22 protein-coding genes are annotated in these 24507 nt (G+C 48.3%); 11 read left to right on the top strand and 11 right to left on the bottom strand.

What is annotated here, in order from left to right; genetic code table 11:
* Positions 1–14 precede the first annotated feature (14 nt).
* The 4 genes from addB to sbcC all read left to right on the top strand — a co-directional run bounded on the left by addB (position 15) and on the right by sbcC (position 11830).
* Positions 15–3515 carry a helicase-exonuclease AddAB subunit AddB gene (gene addB / locus CP943_RS06365; RefSeq protein WP_105980865.1) on the top strand — a complete coding sequence of 1167 codons (3501 nt, stop codon included), beginning with the start codon at positions 15–17 and terminating at the stop codon, positions 3513–3515.
* Positions 3502–7194 (top strand): helicase-exonuclease AddAB subunit AddA, encoded by a 3693-nt coding sequence (gene addA, locus CP943_RS06370; protein WP_026579928.1) that lies wholly within the window; start codon positions 3502–3504, stop codon positions 7192–7194. The genes addB and addA overlap by 14 nt, the downstream gene beginning before the upstream one ends.
* Before the next feature lie 65 nt (positions 7195–7259).
* Complete coding sequence (sbcD, locus tag CP943_RS06375) at positions 7260–8441, top strand: exonuclease subunit SbcD (protein ID WP_105980866.1); 1182 nt, start codon at positions 7260–7262, stop codon at positions 8439–8441.
* Positions 8438–11830: an exonuclease subunit SbcC gene (sbcC, locus tag CP943_RS06380; RefSeq protein ID WP_003180433.1), complete on the top strand. Its 3393-nt coding sequence runs from the start codon at positions 8438–8440 to the stop codon at positions 11828–11830. The genes sbcD and sbcC overlap by 4 nt, the downstream gene beginning before the upstream one ends.
* Before the next feature lie 44 nt (positions 11831–11874).
* Here sbcC and CP943_RS06385 read toward each other — a convergent pair whose 3' ends face one another.
* Genes CP943_RS06385 through CP943_RS06410 form a run of 6 tightly spaced genes read right to left on the bottom strand, consistent with a single transcriptional unit; the run spans position 11875 to position 13820 of the window.
* Complete coding sequence (locus tag CP943_RS06385) at positions 11875–12093, bottom strand: spore germination protein (RefSeq protein WP_016885923.1); 219 nt, start codon at positions 12091–12093, stop codon at positions 11875–11877.
* Positions 12094–12148: 55 nt separating this feature from the next.
* The gene (locus tag CP943_RS06390) at positions 12149–12532 is read right to left on the bottom strand and encodes a spore germination protein GerPE (RefSeq protein ID WP_003180437.1); all 384 of its coding nucleotides are present in this window, start codon (positions 12530–12532) and stop codon (positions 12149–12151) included.
* A complete protein-coding gene (locus tag CP943_RS06395; RefSeq protein WP_003180439.1) occupies positions 12529–12711 on the bottom strand; it encodes a hypothetical protein in 183 nt (60 codons plus the stop codon). Before CP943_RS06395 ends, CP943_RS06390 begins: the two co-directional genes overlap by 4 nt.
* Positions 12708–13322 carry a spore germination protein GerPC gene (gene gerPC, locus CP943_RS06400; RefSeq protein ID WP_026579927.1) on the bottom strand — a complete coding sequence of 205 codons (615 nt, stop codon included), beginning with the start codon at positions 13320–13322 and terminating at the stop codon, positions 12708–12710. The genes CP943_RS06395 and gerPC overlap by 4 nt, the downstream gene beginning before the upstream one ends.
* Before the next feature lie 18 nt (positions 13323–13340).
* Positions 13341–13586, bottom strand: a complete 246-nt coding sequence (locus tag CP943_RS06405; protein WP_020450873.1) for a spore germination protein GerPB — start codon at positions 13584–13586, stop codon at positions 13341–13343.
* A gap of 12 nt (positions 13587–13598) precedes the next feature.
* Entirely contained in the window at positions 13599–13820 is a 222-nt protein-coding gene (locus CP943_RS06410; RefSeq protein ID WP_020450874.1) for a spore germination protein, read from the bottom strand.
* 185 nt (positions 13821–14005) lie between these two features.
* On the opposite strand from CP943_RS06410, the gene CP943_RS06415 reads away from it, so the two are divergent.
* Positions 14006–14299, top strand: coding sequence for a DUF3784 domain-containing protein (locus CP943_RS06415; protein WP_020450875.1), 294 nt, complete (start codon positions 14006–14008; stop codon positions 14297–14299).
* An 82-nt stretch (positions 14300–14381) separates the two neighbouring features.
* Here the strand turns inward: CP943_RS06415 and CP943_RS06420 are convergent, their stop codons facing one another.
* Both CP943_RS06420 and CP943_RS06425 read right to left on the bottom strand, forming a co-directional pair.
* Entirely contained in the window at positions 14382–14564 is a 183-nt protein-coding gene (locus CP943_RS06420) for an aspartyl-phosphate phosphatase Spo0E family protein (RefSeq protein ID WP_020450876.1), read from the bottom strand.
* Positions 14565–14726: 162 nt separating this feature from the next.
* The gene (locus tag CP943_RS06425; protein WP_025811689.1) at positions 14727–15812 is read right to left on the bottom strand and encodes a CotH kinase family protein; all 1086 of its coding nucleotides are present in this window, start codon (positions 15810–15812) and stop codon (positions 14727–14729) included.
* A gap of 165 nt (positions 15813–15977) precedes the next feature.
* Between CP943_RS06425 and cotG the strand changes: the two genes are divergently transcribed.
* From cotG to CP943_RS06450, 5 genes are all read left to right on the top strand, one after another.
* Positions 15978–16481 (top strand): CotG/ExsB N-terminal domain-containing protein, encoded by a 504-nt coding sequence (gene cotG / locus CP943_RS06430; protein WP_023856614.1) that lies wholly within the window; start codon positions 15978–15980, stop codon positions 16479–16481.
* A gap of 152 nt (positions 16482–16633) precedes the next feature.
* Positions 16634–17539 (top strand): fumarylacetoacetate hydrolase family protein, encoded by a 906-nt coding sequence (locus tag CP943_RS06435; RefSeq protein WP_020450879.1) that lies wholly within the window; start codon positions 16634–16636, stop codon positions 17537–17539.
* A 139-nt stretch (positions 17540–17678) separates the two neighbouring features.
* Complete coding sequence (locus tag CP943_RS06440; protein WP_023856615.1) at positions 17679–17888, top strand: hypothetical protein; 210 nt, start codon at positions 17679–17681, stop codon at positions 17886–17888.
* Between the two features lie 424 nt (positions 17889–18312).
* A complete protein-coding gene (gene rsgA, locus CP943_RS06445; protein WP_026579925.1) occupies positions 18313–19365 on the top strand; it encodes a ribosome small subunit-dependent GTPase A in 1053 nt (350 codons plus the stop codon).
* Between the two features lie 134 nt (positions 19366–19499).
* Entirely contained in the window at positions 19500–19856 is a 357-nt protein-coding gene (locus CP943_RS06450; protein ID WP_011197750.1) for a YisL family protein, read from the top strand.
* Between the two features lie 38 nt (positions 19857–19894).
* Here the strand turns inward: CP943_RS06450 and CP943_RS06455 are convergent, their stop codons facing one another.
* A complete protein-coding gene (locus CP943_RS06455) occupies positions 19895–20461 on the bottom strand; it encodes a DUF2777 domain-containing protein (RefSeq protein ID WP_020450883.1) in 567 nt (188 codons plus the stop codon).
* Positions 20462–20625: 164 nt separating this feature from the next.
* Here CP943_RS06455 and asnB point away from each other — a divergent pair, with 164 nt between their 5' ends.
* The gene (asnB, locus tag CP943_RS06460; RefSeq protein WP_023856617.1) at positions 20626–22467 is read left to right on the top strand and encodes an asparagine synthase (glutamine-hydrolyzing); all 1842 of its coding nucleotides are present in this window, start codon (positions 20626–20628) and stop codon (positions 22465–22467) included.
* Positions 22468–22577: 110 nt separating this feature from the next.
* Here the strand turns inward: asnB and CP943_RS06465 are convergent, their stop codons facing one another.
* Together CP943_RS06465 and CP943_RS06470 are read right to left on the bottom strand one after the other, a co-directional pair.
* A complete protein-coding gene (locus tag CP943_RS06465; protein ID WP_105980867.1) occupies positions 22578–23957 on the bottom strand; it encodes an ammonium transporter in 1380 nt (459 codons plus the stop codon).
* A 56-nt stretch (positions 23958–24013) separates the two neighbouring features.
* Positions 24014–24355, bottom strand: coding sequence for a P-II family nitrogen regulator (locus tag CP943_RS06470; RefSeq protein ID WP_105980868.1), 342 nt, complete (start codon positions 24353–24355; stop codon positions 24014–24016).
* Positions 24356–24507 lie beyond the last annotated feature (152 nt).

Here is a 24507-nt window from a genome sequence, read left to right on the forward strand (position 1 = left end):
AGGAGACGAGCTTAGTGGGAGCAGTATTTTTATCAGGCAGATCCGGGAGTGGGAAAACGACCTTTATCCTGAATGAAATCAGAGAAAAACTTCGCGATGAACCGCTCGGAAAACCGATCATTTTTCTAGTCCCGGATCAAATGACGTTTTTAATGGAATACGAGCTTAGCAAAACACCCGATTTGGGCGGAACTATCCGCGCCCAAGTGTACAGTTTTTCAAGGCTTGCCTGGCGAGTGCTCCAGCATACCGGAGGCATGAATCGGCCGTTTTTGACGGGGACGGGCATTCAGATGCTGCTGCGGAGACTGATTGAAGAGCATAAGGGCGAGTTTAAAGTCTATCAAAACGCAAGCGATAAAAGCGGATTTACGGAGCAGGTGGAACGGATGCTGACCGAATTTAAACGGCATTGTCTGCGGCCTGAAAGCATCCGGGACATGATAGAGGGGACGGGCAAATCGGAATACGAAGATGAACGGATCCTTTCCGATAAATTGCACGACTTATATATTTTATACAGCAAGCTTGAGGAAAATCTGGAGAATCAATATGTTCAATCTGAGGATTATTTGACGCTTTTGGCCGAGCAGATTCCGTATGCGGATGAGATTAGAAACGCTGCCGTTTACGTGGACGGATTTCACCAATTTACGCCACAGGAGATGAACGTGCTGGAACAGCTGATGGTACATGCGGAGGAGATCACTTTTTCGCTGACGGCGGATCAGCCGTTTACGGCCAACAGCCCGAATGAGCTCCATCTGTTCAGAATGACCGGGAAGGCGTACTATGACCTTTACCAGAAGGCGAAGGAACTTGGCCTTGATCCGTCAGAAGTGCGGCTGGAAGAAACGAAACGGCACCAGCAACATTCGGAGCTCCGGCACCTTGAACGCTATTTTGACGAGCGTCCTGCAAAACCGTATCGCGGACGGACGGAATCGCTCCGCATCATGCAGGCGTCGAACAGAAGAACCGAGATTGAAGGAATTGCGCGCGAGATTCATTCTTTAATTCGCCAGGGCCGCTTCAGGCTTAGGGATATTGCCGTTATTGCCCGGAATGTTGAAGATTATAAAGATACGATAAAAGAAGTTTTTAAAGACTGTGAACTTCCTTTTTTCATAGACGGCAAGGAATCGATGCAAAATCATCCGCTCATTGAGCTGATCCGTTCGACGCTTGATATCATTAAAGGAAACTGGCGGTATGAAGCGGTGTTCCGCTGTGTCAAAACGGAACTTTTATTCCCGGAAGGACAGCCGAAGGAACGGCTGCGCGAACAGATTGACCAGCTTGAAAACTACTGTATTGCGTATGGCATTAAAGGAGACAGATGGACAAGCAAAGATCCGTTTGTTTACAGAAGGTACGCTTCACTGGATGAGGATTTTGCCAAGACAGACAAAGAGATTGAAACGGAAAATATGCTCAATGAACTAAAGGGCTGGATCGTTCCGCCGATCCACAGGCTGCAGAAGCGCTTGAAAAAAGCTGAAACTGTCAGGGAAATGGCCGAAGCCGTTTACCTTTATCTTGAAGAAGCCGATGTTCCGATGAAGCTTGAACAGGAAAGGCGGCTGGCCGAAGAAAGCGGTAGGATTGCAGAGTCGCGCCAGCATGAGCAAGTATGGGATGCCGTTATTCAACTGTTGGACGAGTTTGTTGAAATGATGGGCACAGAGCGGATATCGTTTGCTTTATTTCAGCAAATGATTGAAACGGGCTTGGAGTCTTTGAAATTCGCGCTGATTCCGCCCGCTCTTGATCAAGTGTTTATCGGCAATATGGACCTTTCAAGGATGTACGGCACGAAATGCACATTTCTCATCGGTGTAAACGACGGCATACTTCCGGCGAGGCCTGCGGACGACGGCGTGCTTTCAGACGATGACCGGGAGTGGCTGAAACGAAACGGCGCACAGCTGGCGGCGACGGGTCGAGAGCAGCTCTTGGATGAGAATTTTCTGATCTACATGACGCTTTCCAGCCCGTCTGAAAAGCTCTATGTCTCCTATCCGATCGCAGATTCGGAAGGGAAGACGCTGCTTCCTTCAACAGTGGTGAAACGGCTGAATGAGCTGTTCCCGGACGGCGAAGAGAAGATGCTGATTCATGAACCCGAGCAGCTGGACGACGAAGCCCAGCTTGAATTTCTCGTGAATAAAGGCGCCGCCTTGAGCCATTTGGCAGGGCAGCTCGGCATTTGGACGAGGCAGTATGCGATCAGCGATGTATGGTGGAGTACATACAACTTTTTAATGAATGAGCCTGACCGCATCTTTTCTCAAAATATCCTGTCCAGCCTGTTTTTCAGAAACAAGGTCGAAAACTTGAACCGGCATGTGAGCCGCGATTTATATGGGGAGCACATTCAGGGAAGCGTGTCGCGGATGGAGACGTTCAAAGCCTGTCCGTTTTCCCATTTTGCTTCGCACGGTTTAAAGCTGAAGGAACGTCAATTTTTCAAGCTTGAAGCTCCGGATATCGGTCAGCTGTTCCACTCGGCGCTGAAGCTGATTTCAGATCGGCTTCACGAGCTTAAACTGGATTGGCGCGACTTAACGAAAGCCCAATGCGAGACTTTGTCATGCGATGCAGTTGAACGGCTCGCGCCAAAGCTGCAAAAAGAGATTTTGCTCAGTTCGAACCGTCATCATTACGTGAAGCAGAAGCTGCAAAAAATCATTGCCAGGGTATCGGGCATTTTAAGCGAGCATGCAAAAGCAAGCGGGTTTGCCCCCGTCGGCATCGAGCTCGGATTCGGGGGGAAAGGTCCGCTTCCTCCAATGCGTTTTACCTTGAAGAACGGCTGCACAATGGAGCTTGTCGGCCGGATCGACAGAGTGGATAAAGCGGAGAGCTCAAAAGGGCTGCTGCTTAGGATTGTTGACTATAAATCAAGCGATAAAGGCCTCGATTTGGCCGAGGTGTATTACGGCCTCGCCCTGCAAATGCTGACATATCTCGATTTGTCGATCACACATTCAACCGATTGGCTCGGCATGGAGGCATCCCCTGCAGGCGTGCTTTATTTTCATGTGCACGATCCGATGATCCAGGCTTCGGTGCCGCTCGGCCTTGATGAAATAGAAAAAGAGATTTTCAAAAAGTTCAAGATGAAAGGGCTGCTCTTGGGAGACCAGGAAGCGGTCAAGCTGATGGATACCACGCTGGAACAAGGCAGGTCGAACATGATCAGCGCAGGCTTAAAAAAAGACGGCTCGCTCCGTTCGGATTCTGACGTTATTGCAGAAGAGGATTTTCATGTATTAAGGCGCCATATCCGCCGGACATTTCAGAAGGCCGGTGAGGAGATCACAGACGGTAAAGTGTCGATCGAGCCTTACAAGCTAAAAGACCGGACACCGTGCACATATTGTTCGTACCGGTCATTCTGCCAGTTTGACGAATCGCTTGAGGAAAACGAATACCGGATATTAAAACCCGAAAAAGACAACGTGATTTTGGAGCGGCTGAAAAAGGAGGATGAGACAGATGGAGATTTCTAAACCGAAGGGCAGCAATTGGACTGATGACCAATGGAAGGCGATTGTCTCATCCGGCCGGGACATTTTAGTTGCGGCAGCGGCCGGCTCCGGAAAAACGGCCGTGCTGGTTGAGCGGATCATTCGGAAAATAACGGATCAGGAACATCCCGTAGATGTCGACAGGCTGCTTGTCGTCACCTTTACGAATGCATCTGCGGCTGAAATGAAGCACAGGATCGGCGAAGCGCTCGAAAAAGAGCTTGCCGAAAATCCGGGATCGCTTCATTTGCGCAGACAGCTTGCTTTATTAAACAAAGCGAGCATATCAACATTGCACTCATTCTGTCTTCAAGTCATCCGCAAATACTATTATTTGATCGATGTTGATCCGGCTTTCCGGATCGCCGATCAGACGGAAGGCGAGCTGCTTGGCGATGAGGTGCTGGACGAGCTGTTTGAAGAAGAATACAAAAAGCAAGATCCGGCCTTTTTTGAACTTGTGGACAGATATACGACAGACCGTCATGACCTCGATTTGCAGCATCTCGTCAAGCTGGTCTACGAGTTTTCCCGTTCGCATCCCGATCCGGAAGGCTGGCTTCACACATTTGTTGATCTGTATGACGCGGCTTCAGATACGAAAGTTGAGGCTCTGCCGTTTTATTCTTACATTAAAGAAGACATCGCACTCGTTCTGGAGGGGATGCGGCAAAAGCTGACGCGTGCGCTTGATTTGACAAAGCAGCCAGGGGGGCCTGCGCCGCGCGCCGAAAATTTCCTCGATGATTTAGCGCAGATTGACAGGCTGATTCAGCAGCAGAATGATTTTTCGGCTCTGTACGAGCTTGTACCGGCCGTTTCGTTTCAAAGATTGAAGCCGTGCAAAGGAGATGCGTACGATCCTCGATTGGTTGATGAGGCCGCAGATCTCCGCAACAGCGCGAAAAAGCAACTTGAAAAGCTGAAAAGCGATTATTTTACGCGAACTCCCGAGCAGCACCTTGAGAGCTTGAGGGAAATGAAGCCGGTCATTCAGACGCTCGTCCAGCTCGTGTTGGAGTATGGCAAGCGGTTTGCGGACGCGAAAAAGGAAAAAGCGATCGTCGATTTCTCAGACCTTGAACACGACTGCCTTGCGATTTTATCCGGGAAAAACCAAGCCGGCGAAGCCGTGCCGAGCGAAGCGGCGAAGTTTTACCGCCATCAGTTCCATGAAGTGCTTGTTGATGAATATCAGGATACGAACTTGGTCCAGGAAGCGATTTTAAAGCTCGTCGCCAAAGAGGAGCATGAGGGGAACCTGTTTATGGTGGGCGATGTCAAGCAGTCGATTTACCGGTTCCGCCTGGCAGAACCGCTTTTGTTCCTTTCGAAATATAAACGCTTTACAGACGATGGCTCGGGTTCCGGTCAAAAAATCGATTTAAATAAAAACTTCAGAAGCCGTTCAGATATTTTGGACAGCACGAACTTTTTATTCAAGCAGCTCATGGGAGAAAAGGTCGGGGAAGTCGAATATGACGAACAGGCCGAATTGAAGCTTGGTGCGTCTTATCCGTCGAACGAAGCGACAAAAACGGAGCTTCTGCTCATCGAAAACCAGAGCGGCGCGCAGGATGAAGAGGCTGAAGAGCTTGAGGCGGTCCAGCTTGAAGCAAGAGCGATGGCCGGACAAATCCGCAGGCTGATAACAGAAAAATTTCAAGTATATGATGCCAAAGCGAAAGCGTCGCGGAACATCCAGTACCGTGATATCGTGGTGCTTTTGCGGTCGATGCCTTGGGCGCCGCAAATTATGGACGAGTTTAAACAGCAGGGGATTCCGGTATACGCGAACCTCTCAACGGGTTATTTTGAAGCGACAGAAGTATCGGTCACACTGTCTTTATTAAAAATCATCGATAATGCTTATCAGGACATCCCGCTTGCGTCCGTTCTCAGATCGCCTGTTGTAGGTCTTGACGAAAATGAGCTTTCCTTGATCAGAATCAAGGATAAAAAAGCGCCGTTTTACGAAGCGATGAAAGCATACCTTGCTGCAGCAGATGGCGATGAGAGGCTCAGCGAAAAGCTTCGCCGCTTTGACGCCCTGCTCAAAAAGTGGAGAGCGTATGCGAAAAACCACTCTGTGGCAGAGCTGATCTGGGAAATCTACCGGGATACGAAGTATTTGGATTATGTCGGCGGAATGCCGGGCGGAAAACAGCGGCAGGCCAATTTGCGCGCGCTTTACGACAGGGCAAGATCCTATGAAGCGACATCGTTCCGCGGTTTGTTCCGCTTTTTAAGGTTTATTGAGCGGATGCAGGAGCGGGGTGATGATCTCGGAACGGCAAGAGCTCTGAGCGAACAGGAAGACGTTGTTCGGCTGATGACGATCCACTCAAGCAAAGGGCTTGAATTTCCTGTCGTATTTACCGCCGGTCTCGGACGGAATTTTAATATGATGGACTTGAACAAGTCTTATCTGCTGGATAAAGAACTCGGTTTCGGAACGAAGTTTATTCATCCGAAGTGGCGGATCAGCTATCCGACGCTGCCGCTGATCGCGATGAAGAAAAAGCTCCGCCGCGAGCTTTTATCAGAGGAGCTGCGCGTCTTGTATGTCGCTCTTACCCGGGCCAAGGAAAAGCTGTACCTGGTCGGGACGGCTAAGGATAAAGAAAAGCTGCTTGCCGACTGGCGGTCACAAGCGGCGGGGTCTGAGTGGCTGCTTCCGGATTATGAACGGTTTCAGGCGAAATCTTACCTGGATTTCATCGGACCTGCTTTGATGAGACACAGAGATATGGATGAATCCGGCGCGCCGCTGGTGATTGATGAGATCCGTGAACATCCGGCGCGCTTTCAGGTCAGCTGGCTGTCGGCCGCGGATCTTCAAGCAGAAGATATTGATCAGGCCGGTGAAGAAAGACACGGCCGGCTCTCCCAAATTCAAATGGGGCTTCCGATCGATGGTTCGTTTGAGTATGAGCAACAAGTCAGAGAAAGGCTGACATGGTCATATCCATACAAAGACGCCGCCAAAGTCCGAACAAAACAGTCTGTCTCAGAAATGAAAAGGCAGAAGGAGTATGAGGATGAGTACGGCGACCGCTCGCTGATTCGCCCAACCAAGGATGCTCTCCTGTTTAAACGGCCGTCCTTTATGATGGTTAAAGGCCTGACCGCTTCCGAACGGGGAACGGCGATGCACACCGTCATGCAGCATATTCCGCTGACCCGTGCGCTTGAAATGAATGAGCTCAGCCGCCTCCTAGACAGGCTTGTTGAGAAAGAGCTATTAACAGAAGACCAGCGGGCAGCGATTGAGGAAGACGATATTCTCGCATTCTTTGATACGGAAATCGGACAAAAGCTTCTCGGCGCCCGCCGCGTCGAACGGGAAGTTCCCTTTAACATGACGCTGTCTGCCAAAGAGGTTTATCCTGGTCTTGAGTCAGCCGACGAACCTGTATTGATACAGGGAATTATCGATTGTTTATTCGAGACGGAGGACGGTTTTTACCTTCTTGATTACAAAACCGACCGGATACACGGAAAGTACCGAAACGGATTCGAAGGGGCTGAACCGATTTTAAGGAAGCGTTACGAAACACAAATTCAGCTTTATGCACGAGCCGTTGAAACGATGATTAAAATGCCGCTCAAAGGGCGTGCACTGTACTTTTTTGACGGAGGACATGTGCTCTTATTTTAATATGAAACCGGTGTCCCCCTGACGATTTCGGGGGGAGCTTTAATGAAAAGAGAGGTGAGGCACACATGCGAATTTTACATACAGCGGACTGGCATTTGGGAAAAACGCTTGAAGGGAGAAGCCGCCTGAAAGAACAGGCGGACTTTCTTGAAGAGCTCACAAGGATCGTAAAAGATGAAAAGATCGACGCCGTTATCATGGCCGGAGACGCATTTGACACAGTGAATCCGCCTGCACTGGCTGAACAGCTTTTTTATGAAAGCCTCTCCGCCTTGTCTGACAAAGGAAACCGTCCGGTCGTCGTGATTGCCGGCAACCATGATAATCCGGACCGCCTTTCCGCGGCCTCTCCGTTAACGACAGACCATGGCATCCACTTGATCGGGTACCCGAAGACTGAGCCAGTTGATATAGAAGTCGCTTCTAGTGGGGAGATCCTGTCAGTCGCAGCGCTCGCCTATCCTTCCGAGTCCAGACTGAATGAAGTGCTGTCGGAAACATTTGACGAAAAACTGCTGCGCGACCATTATGATGAGAAAATCAAGCAGACCTTTCAGCGTATGTGCGGCAAGGCGAGAAAGGATGCGGTGCAGATTGCGGCAAGCCATATTTATGTGGCGGGCGGCAGCCAGACGGATTCTGAGCGGCCGATCGAAGTCGGAGGCGCATATACGGTGGCTGCGGAAAGCCTGCCGGAAAACGCCGCCTATGTGGCGCTCGGGCATCTTCATCGCCCGCAGACGATCAAACGGGCCCGCACGCTTGCCAGATATTCAGGTTCACCGCTTGCCTACAGCTTTTCTGAAGCGGGATACGCAAAATCGGTCACCATTGTCGAAGCCGCACCCGGTCAAACGGCATCATGGGAAGAGGTCCATTTGACGAGTGGAAAACCGCTCGTTAAATGGAAGGCGGAAAAAGGGATGTCCCAAGTATACAGCTGGCTGGAGGAAGAGCGGGACAAAAACGCGTGGATCGACCTTGAAATCCATCTGACAGACCAGCTGTCGATTGAAGAAATTCACCGTTTGAGAAAAGCGCATCAAGGCATCATCCATATTCGTCCGGTTTTTGAGGAAGCCGCCTCGGATGAAGAGAAGATCCGGTCCAGAAACGTTCCGATTGAAGAACGGTTTATAGCGTTTTATGAAAGACAAACCGGTGGAGCGGTTCCCGATGAGGAAACCGTCAAACTGTTTCTGGAGCTCGCCGCAGGATCGGAACAGGAAGAGGGTGATGAAACATGAAGCCGATTTCTCTGTCTATTAAGGGGCTGCACAGTTTCAGGCAGGAGCAGGTGATCGATTTTGAGCGCCTGTGCGATGCCGGTGTATTCGGTATCTTCGGGCCGACCGGAAGCGGCAAGTCGTCGATTCTTGACGCGATGACTCTCGCTTTGTACGGGAAGGTGGAGCGGGCCGCCAATAATACGCACGGTATTTTGAATCATGCCGAAGATGAGCTTGCCGTATCGTTTACGTTTAAGCTGCAGACAGGCCATGAGACGGCTTATAAAGTGGAACGGGTCTTTAAGCGGACAGATGCCGTCAAGGTCAAAACATCGATCTGCCGCTTCATTGAAATGAAAGAGGAACAAATCGTTCTGGCCGATAAAGCGAATGAAGTAAACCGGAAAATCGAAGAGCTGCTGGGCTTGACGATCGACGATTTTACAAGGGCAGTCGTCCTGCCGCAAGGTAAATTCGCCGAATTTCTTTCCTTAAAAGGAGCGGAGCGGCGGCAGATGCTTCAGCGCCTGTTCAACCTCGAACAATACGGGGACAGGCTCGTCAAAAAACTGAAGAAACAGGCGCAAACAGCGCAGGCCAGAAAAAATGAGATGCTTGCCGAGCAGGCTGGATTGGGCGATGCGGGGGAAGAGGCGCTGAAACAGGCGGAACAGCATCTCGAAGAAGCTGAAAGCCTTTTGCAAAGCAAGAAGCGCGAACGAGACGCAGAAGCGCAGCGCTTTGCGGAGTATCAGGAGATTTGGAACCTGCAGCAGGAAAAAGAAAGCTATCTGAAAAAAGAGGCGGAGCTTTTAAAGAAACAGGAACAGATTCGGGAAAAAGAAAGCCGCCTGCACCTCGCCGAAACGGCAAATACGCTCAAGCCTTATGCAGACGCCTTGCTGGCAGCGCGGGAAGATGCCGAACGCGCACACCGGGAAGAAAAACAAGCGCGGGAACAATTAGAACAATATGAAGAGCTTCATAAAAAAACAGAACGCGAGTACGAGGATTTCAGGCGTCTTAAAAATGAAAAGGAACCGGAGCTTCTCAAGCAAGAAGAACAGCTCACCGCTTTGAAGGAAATTGAAAACAAGCGGCTAGCCGCACAGGCCGAGGCCGAGAAGAAGCAGCGCGAACAGCGTTTGAAAGAAGAGGAAATCAAGCATGCGGCAGACGAGCTGGCCAAGGTGAAAAGTCTGCTTGAACGCGGGACAGCCAAGCAGAATCAGCTGAAAGCGGAGCTGAAATCTGTCCAGGTATCTAGCGAAGAGCGTAAAAACTGCCGAAATGCCAATCAGCTTGCTTTTCACATTCAACAGCTTAACAACGATGCCGCTTTAGAAAAGGAACGGCTTGGTCAGCAGGAGACGCTGATTAAAGAGCTCCAGCAAGAACAGCAAGCGGTGGATCAAAAGGTAAAAGCTGAAACCGAACGCATCGAGGCATTGTTTGCCGCTGTCGAACGAGCGTACGCGCTCGTTTGCGAAACAGACAGATCGCTCTCTGAGACCATCCGTGTGGCATCTCAAAAAAAAGAAGAGATTGCGGCAAAACGGGAACAGGCAAACCGTGATCAGCTGGCAATCGAACTGGCAAAGCAGCTCAAAGACGGAGAGCCTTGTCCGGTCTGCGGATCTGTACATCATGAAATGCCCGCCCGCGTCGGCATAGAAAGCCTGTCCTTTAAAGAGGCGGATTCCGAACTGGAGAAAACGGAAGCCATCATCGCTGAAGCCGGTGCGCTGGCTCAGGAGTTTCTCTCGGCCAAAGTGGCACTCGAACAGCAATCCGACCACCTGGTGAGCGAATGCCCGTTTTTAGTCAAGAGCAAACATGAACTGCCTGAAACCGCTGCATCGATAGAAGAAGGCACCATTCCCGAACGGTACAACCGCATCAGCTTTGAATGGAAAGGAATCAGACAGGATCTCGCAGAGACAAAAAGCAGGATGTCCAAGCTCCTTCACACATATAAAGAGCTCTGCAAGAAACGCGACCAAATCAGCGAGCGACTCAGCCATGAAGAAAAGGAGCGTAACAGGCTTCAAAACCGCGTCGGCGAATTAAATGACCAGTTAAATGAACGCCGAAAAAGCTTCGGCGAACAATTCGACGGCCTCTCTTATGAACAGGCTGAAAAATGGCAAAAAACGATTGAAGAAAAAGATCTGGCCGCAGAGGAATTCGAAAAGCGTATCGAAACGAGCGTCGGCTTTCTCACAAAACATGAACAGCAAAAAGAGAAGCTCACCGAGCGCTTGTTTGCGCTTGATAAAGAAAAGCTCGACCTCCGCTATGCTGTCGAAAGCCTTAATAAAGAAATAAACGATTATCAAAAAGAGCTGATGGGCTATCCCGATACAGCTGCAATCGACAAAAAGCTTCAAGACGTGAAAACGCAATTGGCCAAGCTGCATGAGCAGGAACAGACGCTTTACGGACGGCTCAAAGAGACCGAATCCGAAGTCAGCCGTTTAAGAGGACAGACAAAAGGGTGTGAGCTCGCTTTGCGTGAAGCGGAAGCAAGGCTTGCGAAAGCGGCGGACATCTGGCAGGAAAAATCCGGAGGTACACCGTTTGAAAAGGCCTCTGAAGTGAAAGCGAGCATTTTAGACCGCGATGATCTTGCCCGGCTGAAAGAAGACATTCAAATGCATTGGGATCAGACAAAACAGTGCGAGTCCAATATCAAGCGGATTACGGAAAAGCTTGATGGGAGATCGGTTTCTGAGGAGAGTTGGGAAAAAGCCGCCGTCACGAAGGACAAAGCTGAGGAGGCATTCAGCAAAGCCTTGGAAGAAAGGGGCGCGGCCGGCAAAGCTCTCGCCGTCATCCGCGAGAACCATAAAAGGTTTAAGGAACTTGAAGCATCATTGGCTGAATGGCAGACATACATCGACCGTCTTGATAAACTCCAAGCCGTCTTTAAAGGAAACAGCTTTGTTGAATACTTGGCAGAAGAGCAGCTTGAAAGCGTCACAAGAGACGCATCTGCAAGACTCGGCGAACTGACAAGACAGAGGTATGCGATTGAAGTCGACTCAGAAGGCGGTTTTGTGATGAGGGACGATGCCAACGGCGGAGTCAAGCGCCCTGTTACGAGTCTGTCAGGTGGGGAGACGTTTCTGACTTCACTGGCGCTTGCGCTTGCACTTTCGGCACAGATCCAGCTTCGCGGAGAGTATCCGCTCCAATTCTTCTTTTTGGACGAAGGGTTTGGCACGCTTGATCAGGATTTGCTGGATACGGTCGTGACCGCATTGGAGAAGCTTCAGTCTGACAATCTGTCGGTCGGTGTGATCAGCCACGTTCAGGAACTTCGGGCCAGGCTGCCGAAGAAGCTGATTGTCCATCCGGCTGAACCGAGCGGCAAAGGCACAGCTGTATCGCTTGAAATGATTTAACCTGGTAACCAAAAAGCAGCCTTCTTCTAGTGGAAGAGGCTGCTTTATGCATTTCCGACAACATTCTGGTCGCTTACATCCGGGTCTATATAATTTGTCGCGTTTATACCATTGTTGACGATAAGGAAATCTCCAGTATTACCAGCACCAGAACCGAGTGCAGACTTTGAAGAGCTTTTTGGAGATAGATAAAAAGAATCGCCGAAATTCACTACTCCTCCTGAGATTTCATTGATTTTAATGGGTCCGACAATGGCTGGCATGATTGATCGACATCCTTTATAGAAGTCTCTGAACCAGTATATGTCGGCCGGGCGGTTATTGTGAGTTCCTTGCAGGAGGAAGCTTTCTGATATGTTTGACTCTCGCCTCGGAAATCATGCGGCGCGTCGAACCAACCTGAAAAACTGAAGAAGAAGATACCCCGGCAATTTTTACAGCTCTGACTCGAATGACGGGAACCTCATGGAAAAAAGCTGATGAGACGCCGGTTTCCGGTAATAAATGTGGTATCGGCTGCTGAAAGAGAGGGAAATCTTCCTGATTAAATGAGCCTTCATTTCCGAAAAAAAGTGAAAGGTAGCGCTGAACAGCGAGAATTTTCACTTTAGGAATAATCTCTTCGACATCCCCGATTTGCAGCGTGCTGGTGATCCCTACTGAATGAACTTTCATAAACTTTACTTTTGACGTTCTGATCATCTTGATTCCGGCGCCAGCGGGACAAACGGCCCGACAATGAGAGATTCAGGCGGTGTATCAAAAATTGATGACAGGGAAATGCATTCTGTATCTCCGATTAAAAAAACAGATGAGCTTGAAACTGCGGTAATATTAATATTGCCTACATCGAAACAGCGGTTCACAACGGTAAAATTCATTCGTTTTCATTTCCTTTCATTTCGTCAGGAATCGATTTGAGAAAGTGTTCGATTGCCCGCGCGATATCACGCTTCACATAATCGGCCAGCCGTTCTGCATGCTCGCGGGACTGGATGTTTTCGTCAGGCTGCACATGTTTGACGTAATAGCGGATGCGGCTGTCGATTTGCTTTCTGATGTCTTCGATGATATGGTGGCGGTTTGTATCGTCCAGTTTACTGTCATACCGGTCTTCCAGCTGTTCCAGCAAACGAGGGGTTTCTTCGTTTAAGTAGGCATCGACGAGCTGTCTCGTTTGCTGCATCAGCTGGCCGTCGAGTTCCTGCTGCAGCATTCCGATACCCGGCGGCTGCTGGCTGATTTCAAAGTTCTCCACCTGGTCAGGATCTGTCGGATTAAGCCCGATGTTGAGCGTTCCTTCAAGACGCTCGATCTTCAGCTGGTCAAATTTGTATTCAATCCGGTCAATCCTTGTGCCGGGATTTTCTTTCAGGTTGTTCAATTCTGCCTGTAATACGGCCATTCGCCTTTCGAGATTTTCAATCAGAGCAGCCTGCTGCTGCACATAGCTGTACCAGTTTTGAGAATATGAGGGATTGTTTTGCTTCATAAGTGATCACACCCCCGTTTAGCCTGTTGTAACAGATGGAGCTATGAGAGGAACGAAAGTCGATGACGGCCCCTCCTCAAAAGCATCTTGGAAAGCTCCGCCGCCGGCGACAGGCGGGGCTGCTTCCGTGTAGCTCCCTGTATTATAAAGGTTGGAAAGTGTTTTAATGGAGCCCGCGCTCCCGATCTGCAAGACGGAAGAGTTGCTGATGCCTTCGACTCTTAAATAGTTGATTTGAATCGATTGGTTGATATAAAAATTCATGCCCCCACCTCCTTACAGGTTGCCTGCGATCGGCTGATCAATCATATCGTTGTCATATGTGTTGGTGATGCTGTTCTGGTTATATACGCTTAGTCCGTCTCCGGTATTGAAACTGCCGGCGCCTGCGAAAGTTTTAACTTCTGCATAAGGAGAAATCGTGATGCAGTCTCCGACATGAACAACGCCGCTCGTACCGACGGCATTTACTTTAAAAGCTCCGACAATAGCTGGCATGATGGCACACCCTTTAAATAATCAAACGTTTTTTATGGGCTATACACCATATCCTATGTTGCTTAGGCGCTTTTGTGATAAAAAAAGAGGTTTTTTCGTGAGTGCTGATCACATGCGGGTGAAACTCATCAGAGGGGAAAACGTATGAATAAAAAAACGGTGCGATAAGGGAAGGGGTAGGAGACATGTATTTTCAATGGAATTTGGTGTCAATCGCTGCAGCCCTGCTGTTCTTTTCAGCAGCCTATGCAGTCGGAATAAAAAAACAAACTTGGATATTGCGGGGATTTCGCCGGGAAAGAGTAAGGGATCAGGATAAGCTGGCCAAAATCGCAGGGTATTTCTTTTTGAACAGCGGATTTTTGTTATTCTTGAACGGGTTTGTTTATATTCCGTATCAAGAGTCCTTTACACCTTCGATCATTCTTGCCTACGGTGTGTGCACGATGATTTATGTTCAAAAAACAATGGCCGAATAGCCAAAGCTGCGACCTGAAATCATTGGATGAGGAAACGGAGGAGAGGGAAGGCCGGGCATCAGGCGCAGCTTGCAGTCGGAGGTCATGATGTATGGCGGCCTTTTCTTTCTTCCGCATGTATCACGCAGTTCTCATCCTTTTGCATTCGTTGGTTCAGCAAGTTGTCCAATTCCTGACTGCATTGAATGGCCTCTTTGGAGTTGATGCCGAATTTTTCGGCAGCTTCAAATAAGGCCAGTCTTTTTGCTTCAATTTTATTGTTCATCATGGCAGTCTCCAACTTTCGATTTGTATTTTGAGTCGGTGATTTCAGGTATTCAGCAATGATGTTCCTTGATATTGCTAGTATACCTTATTTTGTGTTAAAGGGATTTTTTTCGCCAATATGACAAAAAATGTGACATTTTTTTTGAAGGAGAGCGCCCGTTTATAATCGGGAAAGCTCGAAAAGCAGAAACCGCTTCCTCTGTTCGATAAAATGGAAAATTTGTTTTTGCTCATCTTCGAGTCGGCTGTATGTGACGGTTGTATAAGGATCATATTCAAGAAAAGGCGCGATTGTCTCATGCCAGTCTACCGCAAACCGCGAAAGCCGGCTGATTGTAAATTGGCGGTGCAAGACGTTTTTCATTAAATTGAAGTATTGGGACTGAAAAGCCGGGATGTCGAGCAGTCTCGCAGACAGTGTATTATAGCCTTTCGCCGGAATCCTGTTATGTTCCATTTCTTCCCCGTGAATATTCCGTCCCCATGTCGCGTCATAATCCCATGGAATAATTTGAAACGTTTTTGTGCGATCGTTTAAATAAAGCGCATAGTTATGGACGAAGCCGTCGAAGTTTTGGGTGCAGACGGCGCCGATGAGCCATAGCAAATATTGTTTGACATCGAGATAGCGTTTGATTTCCTTTTCAAATATGTCGTCTTTGGCGGTATTAATAAAGTAGATAAATTCCTGGAGGTAATCATCGTGGCGGCTTGACCCCGTTTTTCTTTCATATCCCTGCATGAGATTTTGCTTAGCCTTTTTATCGAAGGAGCTCAGCAGAGAAAAATTAGCATCGTCATCAACGGCATAATAAATGGCCCCCCTTTCTAAATTTCTCCTCTTTAAGAAATGATCGTCAACAGATTCGATTTTTAAATAGATGCCTTCTTTTTTTTCGTTGAGATAAAGGAAAGCGTGCGATGCTGCTGGCGCAAGAACGCCGATTTGTTCAAAAAAATGAAAGGATAGCCTGTTTCTGATGAAAGACGGGTCGTGATATTCGGCGTTCAAATGAAACGCAGCTTCTTCAGCCTTTTCTTTTCTGTCCGGATATTGAATGAAATAGGACTTCTTTGTCAGTTTGCGGGTATGGGCCCCTCTGTATGACACTGCGACAGGCGTCTTTGCTGAACCGGTCAAGAGCATGCCCGGAACGGCTTCATCACTCCAGACGTCTTTTTTCAACTCAAGCAGATGCTTCGGATGAATGTGCAGCCTGAAGGCCGGCAAGGCAGTGGCACTCATCATCATTTCCTCCTTTTTCAGCTGACATATCATATGTGAAAACAGCCAGTCCCGGAAGCGGACCGCCTAAGTTTGAACAAAAACAGTCATTTGCCTCAGTACACTTGTCTTTACGGTGCGTATGATAAATCAGGACATAAAAAAGGAAGAACAGGAGGTTACAAGATGAGTGGTGTCCATGATCATGACATTAAAGAGGCGGTAGATCAGCTGAAGAGCGAAGGCAGAGACCATTATTTAGACCGGGAACCCGAAGAATCCGCCGGCTCGGGAAAAGAGCGGCGTCCGCATAACATTTGGGATCTTTGGTGGGGGATCAAGCCGGACAGAAGCAAAAAACATCATAAAAGCAAGAAGCATGACGACCATGAAAAACCGGATAAAAGCAAGCACGACAAAAGCAAGAAACCTGATGACTGCAAGAAACCCGACAAAAGCAAGAAACCTGATGACTGCAAAAAGCCTGACAAAAGCAAGAAACCTGACGGCTGTAAAAAACCGGATAAAAGCAAAAAGCCTCACGATTGCAAAAAACGGGATAAATGCAGAAGTAAACGCCCCGATCATCATCGCTGCAAGAAGACTCACCATCATAAACGAGGCGGCTATGAAACCATTACAAAATGGTCTGACGGAAATCTGACCGAAGTCATCTACCGGAAAAAATAAGAGAAGCGGCTTACTGCATGGTGAGCCGCCATTTTCTTTTCCGGGAAGGAACGCCCGGGACTTTCGAAGCTGTTTGCTGAAAGCGAAAAGGAATTTTCGTTTTTTTAGAGAATATGTAGAATAGTTTTAAATCATACTGCGGGGGAATATTTATGAAGTTTGCGACAGCAAAGCTACACAGCCGTACATTTGTAGGGCTTGTCATGGATGAGAAGATAATGGATTTGCAAAAGGCGGAAAAAAAGCTGTTTGAGCTTGAAACGATACCTGAAACGCTTATCGAATGCGTAAGCGAGGGAGAGAAGTTTGTCCGCCATGTCGAACAGCTAGTGGAATGGTCAAAAAAGAAAAACAGCGAAGAGAGCGGTTCGTATATTTATCCGCTGTCAGACGTTGATTTGCTTGCGCCGATTCCCGAACCGCGGAAAAACGTGATCTGCATCGGAAAAAATTATCGGGATCATGCGATTGAAATGGGAAGTGAAGCAGATATTCCCGAACATATCATGGTGTTTACAAAAGCGCCGACTTCGGTTATCGGCCACATGGAAGGGATTGATGCCCACGAAGGCGTGACAGAGGCGCTCGATTATGAAGGCGAGCTCGCGGTTGTCATCGGCAAAACGGGAAAGAACATCCCGAAAGCTGAAGCCCTCGACTATGTGTTCGGCTATACGATCATCAATGATGTGACGGCGCGCGATCTGCAAAAGAGGCACAAGCAGTTTTTTATCGGCAAAAGCCTTGATACGACTTGCCCGATGGGGCCGTTTCTTGTACATAAATCAATGATTGAAGACGCAGGCGACTTGAGGGTTGAGACGAGAGTGAACGGCGAACTCCGCCAGTCGGGCAGCACAGAGGACATGATTTTTCCGATTGCGGACATGATCGAAACGCTGTCTAAAGGAATGACGCTTGAAGCGGGGGATATTATCGCAACCGGTACGCCGTCAGGAGTCGGCAAAGGCTTTAATCCGCCAAAGTTCCTCCGAAAAGGCGATCAAGTCGACATTACGATCGAACCGATCGGAACGCTTTCCAATCCAGTGAAATAAAAAACTTTTATAAAAATATGCGAGATTGCCAGGGGGCTATTTTTCGAATCAACGGCAAGTACACAGCCTGTTTTCGACATGTGTTATGGCTGCTCGCAGATTGTTTATCAATAATGATTGATGTTTGGGAGGAAAGAAATTGTTCTTTAGAAAAATGACGGAAAAGGAAAAGAAAAGTACTGAAAAAGCGACAAAAGTAGGATTTGTTTTTTATATGATTGCTTTATCGGTAAGTTCCGCATATTCATTTTTTATAGAATCAGGATTTAATATTTCATTTTTGATTTTAATGGTTGGTTTAATTGTATTTTTTACCAGTGATTTCATATTCAATAAAATCACTGGCTAAAATGAAATGGAAGACAGACAAGCCGCTCAGCCGATCTGTAAAATGATTTGAGACACTGGGTGAAATGTTATCCCTGCCTGATAAAGGAGGATCTCGAAGGAAGGTTCAGGCAGAGTTTTGGCTGAAACGCTTTCCAATCCAGTGAAATAAAGGATTGTCAAAAGATTGGCTTTAGCATATAATGAAGCTGTCAAACTTTTTAGAAATGAGGGATGTGTGATGAGAATGGATATTGTCTTTTTTGCCCAACAAACGATCATTGCACAGCCCATGTAATATTTCGACTGGTATTCTTCAAATGGATCTGGTGATATTTCCATGGGCTGTCGAAGCGGCTCATGGAGTGTTTATATGTTGAGTGAGCCGTGTATTTGCGGCTCTTTTTTTGTTTGAAAAATCATCAGATCTTTAGGAGGAATCCACATTGAATTTATCTGCATTAGGCATCAAATATATCATGGAAGCTTTAAAGGACGAGGAAGGTCTGATTTTAGGAAGGATCGCCCTTGAGCATAAAAGGTTGTACCGGGTATGGACGGAAGAGGGAGAGTGGCTGGCCGAAATCTCAGGCAGGCTGAGGTTTGAAGCGGAGAGCCGCGGAGACTACCCCGCTGTCGGCGATTGGGTGTATATGCGCCCACGCGGTGGCGAAAAGAAAGGGATGATCACGGAGGTCGTTCCCCGGTTCAGCAAATTTTCGCGCAAAGCGGCGGGGGAGCCGGCAGAGGAACAGATCACCGCAGCAAACGTCAACACGATCTTTCTCGTCAATGCGCTCGGTCTGGATTTTAATGTGAGAAGAATCGAACGCTATTTGCTGCTGGCTTGGGAAAGCGGAGCCAATCCCGTCATTGTCTTGAGCAAAGCCGACATCGCTGACCGGATTGAAGAAAAGGTGCGCCAGGCGGAATCCGTGGCATTCGGGGTGCCGATTCATGTCATCAGCGCTCATGAAGGCAATGGGATGGATGAGTTGAAAGCGTATGTGAAACAAGGAGAAACCGTCGCCCTTTTAGGGTCGTCAGGCGTTGGCAAATCAACGATCATCAACTTTTTTCTGAATGAAGACAGGCAGGCGGTCCAATCCGTCCGTGAAGATGACGACAAAGGGCGGCATACGACGACACACAGGGAAATGTTCTTGCTGCCTGAAGGCGGACTTTTAATCGATACGCCGGGGATGCGGGCATTGGAGCTTTGGGAATCGGAAGAAGGATTCAGACAGAGCTTCAGCGATATTGACCAGCTTGCAAAAAACTGCCGATTTTCAGACTGCATGCATCAAACAGAACCCGGCTGCTCCGTGCAGGAGGCGCTGGCTGACGGCAGACTCGATGCCGGCCGGTTCCAAAGCTACCTGAAATTAAAAAAAGAGCTCGAATACCTCGAAAGAAAAACGGATAAACGGGCGGCGCAGCAGGAAAAAAAGCGGTGGAAACAGATAACGAAAAGCATGAAAAAGAACAAACGCAAATAAATGAAAAAGGCGCTGATGAATGATCTCAGCGTCTTTTTTGCTGCGGAAATGACAGCGTTCACATTGTTTTGTTTAATGGACCGGTTCATGATAAGATAAGAACGATACCTGATTTGATAGGGGGAAAAATGAATATGACGCATATGCATATCACGTCTTGGGTGATCGCGCTCATTTTAGTGTTCGTTGCTTACGGACTTTACTCATCTGGAAACAGCAAAGGCGCAAAAATTACACATATGATTCTCCGCTTATTCTATATTATCGTTATCATTACCGGGGCGCAGCTCTTTTTAAAGTTCACGGCATGGAACGGAGAATACATAGCGAAGGCCTTGCTCGGCCTCATCACCATCGGATTCATGGAAATGCTTTTAATTCGCAGGAAAAACGGAAAAGCGGCCACCGGGATCTGGATCGGCTTTATTGTCGTTCTGCTCTTGACGGTTGTGCTTGGGCTCCGTCTTCCACTCGGCTTTAAAGTGTTTTAATTAAAAGACATCGGTTCTTTATGAGAACTGGTGTCTTTTTATGTCGGCGGCTTGAAGGTTGAAATCATCACGATTCGTTCCCCGTCTGAAGCGGTCCATTCGAATCTGTCCTTCCATTCCTCTTTTCGTTCGTAATGATGCTGCAGGGCGCATTGTTTCATATCATGAGAAAACTGATAAAACGAAACGCCCTTCACATCCTTTTTCCCGGGCCAAAAGCTCAAGCCGTTATAGGCGAAGACGCAGTCAAAGACGGAAAAGCCGAGGCTGTTCAGCTGATCCAAAAAAGAATAGAACTGTCCGTCTTCCAGATCGTTCAAAAATTCGAGAAATGCCTGTTTTACCGTTTTCAGATAACGGATCGATTCTCCGCCTGTCAGCTTCACGGTCTCCGGCTTTTCCGTGACGGCAAATTGATCAAACAGTTCGGCTTTTTGCCATTCTCCGTCTATGCTGATGAAAACTCCGGGACTGTTCAGGCTTTCAACCAAAAATAAATCTCCTTCTTCGTTTTCAATCAGGCAAATCCCGTCTTCCATTAAAATTTTGCCGTAAATCCATTTGCGCTTTTCGGCGTAAATTCGTTTTTGGCGTTCGGTGTCCATGGGCGGTCTCCTTTCTTATTTCGTTTTTTCCAAAACGGGCTTGTCTCATACAAGACTCTGTTGGACAATTCAACTATTATTTTAAGGTGCATAAAATAGGTAAAGTGACAAAGGAAGTGAAGCCTAAAGCAGAGGAAGAACATTAGAATTGGAGCTGATCGACAATGTGTGGAATAACGGGGTGGGTCGATTTTAAGAAGCCGCTTGTTCAGGAGCAGTCTGTCATGGAGAAAATGACTGATACGCTTTCGAACAGAGGACCTGATGATACGAATATTTGGGGAAAGCGCCATGTTTTATTCGGACATAAACGCTTGGCAGTTGTGGATCTGGAAGGCGGCAGACAGCCGATGACCCGCACACACCAAGGGTACGATTATACGATTTGCTATAACGGCGAACTCTATAATACGGAGGATTTGCGGAAAGAGCTTAGGCAGCGGGGGCATCAATTCAAGAGCCACTCAGATACAGAGGTTTTGCTTCATTCATACATGGAATGGAAAGAGGAATGCATCGACAGGCTGAACGGAATTTTTGCATTTACGGTATGGGATGAAAAGCGCGATCTTCTTTTTGCGGCACGCGACAGGCTCGGCGTTAAACCGTTCTTTTACACCGAACAGGGCTCATCATTTCTGTTCGGATCTGAAATCAAAGCGATTCTCGCTCACCCGGAAGTGAAAGCAAAGGTCGACCGTTCAGGGCTGGCCGAAATTTTCGGCCTCGGGCCGTCGCGATCGCCGGGGAGCGGTGTTTTTAAAGGAATAAAAGAGATCCGCCCGGGGCATGCGATGATTTTCTCAAAAGACGGTTTAACGGTTTGGCGCTACTGGAATGTGAAAAGCGAGAAGCATACCGACAGCTTTGACGAAACGGTGGAAAATGTGCGGTCGCTGTTTCAGGACGCCGTCACAAGGCAGCTTGTGTCTGATGTGCCGGTTTGCACGTTTTTATCAGGAGGGGTTGATTCGAGCGCCATTACCGCAACGGCCGCCAAGCATTTTGAGGAAGAAGGGAAGGGGCCGCTTCATACGTTTTCGATCGATTATGAAGACAATGAACAATATTTTACGTCAAGTTCATTTCAGCCAAACGCCGACGGCCCGTGGATTAAAAAAATGTCCGATGCATTCGCAACGGTTCACCACAACTGCGTGATTTCCCAAGAGGAGCTGGCCGCTTATTTGGAAGAAGCCGTACTGGTCCGTGATTTGCCGGGGATGGCTGATGTCGATTCTTCTTTGCTGTGGTTTTGCCGCGAGATTAAAAAGGACTTTGTCGTGAGTCTTTCCGGGGAATGCGCGGACGAAATTTTCGGCGGCTACCCTTGGTTCCATTCGGCAGAAGATGTGAAAGGTTTCCCATGGATGAGATCAATGGAAGAACGGATCGCACTTCTGCAGGACGGCTGGCAGAAAAAATTGAACCTCGGCGAATATGTGAAGGCGAAATACGAGGAAACGGTTAAAGAAACACCGCTGCTTGAAGGAGAAACGGGTGCGGAGAAACGAAGGAGAGAGCTGTTTTACTTAAATATGCTCTGGTTTATGACAACGCTCTTGGATCGAAAAGACAGAATGAGCATGGGGGCGAGCCTCGAAGTCAGGGTTCCGTTTGCGGACCACAGGCTTGTCGAGTATGTCTGGAATATTCCGTGGGATGTCAAAATGCATGGCAGCCGTGAAAAAGGCATCTTTCGCAAGGCTCTTGAAGGCATTTTGCCTGATGAAGTTCTGTATCGCAAAAAAAGTCCATATCCGAAAACGCACCACCCCGCTTATACGAAAGCCGTCATTCGTTGGCTGGAGTCATTGCTGGAGCAAAAAGACTCGGCGCTTTATGTTTTCTTAGACAAGAAAAAACTGAAGCGGCTGATTGAGACGGAGGGCGCATCATTTCAAGTTCCCTGGTACGGACAATTGATGAAGGGACCGCAGTTGATCGCACACCTTGCCCAAATCCATACTTGGTTTGAGAATTATCGAATTGATATTGAGGAATAACATAAAACACCCGGCATAAGCCGGGTGTTCTGCGTTTTGGCAAAAGAAACGGCGGCGTTATTTGAACACCGCCGCTGATTTCAATGATCGGCAGACTGGATGGAAGAGAGTCAAACCTGTTCTGTTTTGGAAGACGGTCCCGGCTTTAAATTGTTGAGCCGTGAGACAAGATCGGTTCCGAAAGCGGAGCTGACGTCAACATCGCCCTGTTCGATGTAGCTTTCTTTATACTCGTACGCCGAAGAACCGTGTTCGGCATAATCGAGTCCGGATATTTCCTCTTCTTTTGATACCCGGATCGGAGTGAAAGCTTTCATTACTGCAGTGACAGCCGATGTAGCAGCGAGGGTCCAGGCTGCGATCGCCAAAATGCCGACGGCTTGAATGCCGAGCTGTGCGGCTCCTCCTCCGTAAAAGAGACCGCTCGATGTATTGAAAAGCCCGACTGCAAGCGTCCCCCAAACACCGCAAACACCGTGAACGGCAATGGCGCCGACGGGATCGTCAAGCTTCAGCACCTGATCGATAAACTGAACGCCGACAACTAAAATGACACCTGCGATGCATCCGATTAATATCGCGCCTGTAAATGAAACGCCGTCCGCGCCCGCGGTAATTCCGACAAGGCCGCCAAGCGCGCCGTTCAGCGTCAGGGAAGGGTCGATCCTGCCGTAGCGGAAATAAGTGAACAGCGCCGAGCTGACGACTCCGCCCGACGCGGCTAAAAGGGTTGTGGTGATGACATGCGGGACGGCGGCGGGATCAGCCGCAAGCGTGCTTCCGCCGTTGAACCCAAACCAGCCGAACCACAGGATAAAGACGCCGAGTGCGCCCAGCGGAATGCTGTGTCCTGGAATGGCATTGACCTTTCCGTTTGCATATTTTCCAATCCGCGGCCCGAGAAAGATGACAGCCGCAACCGCGCCCGCAGCACCTGTCGTGTGAACGATCGCAGATCCGGCAAAATCAACAAATCCGAGGTCATACAGCCAGCCTTCCCCCCAAGTCCAATGGCCGACAACCGGGTAGATGAGACCGGTCATAAACAGCGTCAAAATCATATAGCTGCCAAGCTTCATCCGTTCAGCGACAGCGCCGGAAATAATGGTCGCGCACGTAGCGGCAAACACGGCCTGAAAGACGAAAAATCCGACATCTTCATCACCTGCTAAAGCAAAACCGCTTGTGCCGATGAACCCGCCGGCGCTGTCCCCGAACATCAACGCGTATCCGGCGAAGAAATAAAGGATGGAGCCGATAGAGACCGTCAGAAAGTTTTTCATTAAAATGTTTAACGTGTTTTTAACTCTCGTAAAGCCAGATTCAACCATCGCGAAACCGGCGTGCATAAAAAAGACGAGCAGAGTGCCGATGGCCACCCATGTCATGTTGACCGAATCATTGACCGATTGCGCCGTCGGTTCTGCGGCCAGAGTTGATGCTGCGAGGAAAAAACTGAGGAACAGGACGAAAGATACCTTGGTTTTCATAAGAATCATCCTTTCTTAAAGTATCGGCAAAAAGAGGCGGGATGGAGCCGGTCGTTTTACACAATCGCTTCTTTTCCGGATTCCCCTGTCCGGATTCGAACCGCATTTTCAATCGGGAGCACAAAGATTTTTCCGTCGCCAACCGTATTTGTCGAACATGTGCTTTCGATGATTTGGATAATTTCATCAATGCTCTCCGATTCAATCACCATTTCGACTTTCACTTTAGGCAGCAGCTTGATTTCGTAGGAGGTGCCGCGAAACAAAGCCTGTTTCCCGCGTTGTTGCCCGCAGCCGGCAACCTCTGAGACCGTTAATCCGTTTATGCCAACCTCTTCAAGCTTTTTGCGGAGGCGGGGAAACTGTTCAGGGCGTATAATCGTTTCGATTTTTTTCACAATGTAAATCCTCCTTTTGGTGTAAGGTTTTATTACGTGTATTGTTATGTTTATTATCATACGTAATATTAAATTGAAAATCAATACGAATTTTCAAAAAAATTAATCTATTAGACCTATTATCAGAGAGGTTTGTATTCACAGAATGAAAT

Origin of the sequence: Bacillus paralicheniformis (genome assembly GCF_002993925.1) — a bacterium.
In the GTDB taxonomy this organism is placed as follows: domain Bacteria; phylum Bacillota; class Bacilli; order Bacillales; family Bacillaceae; genus Bacillus; species Bacillus paralicheniformis.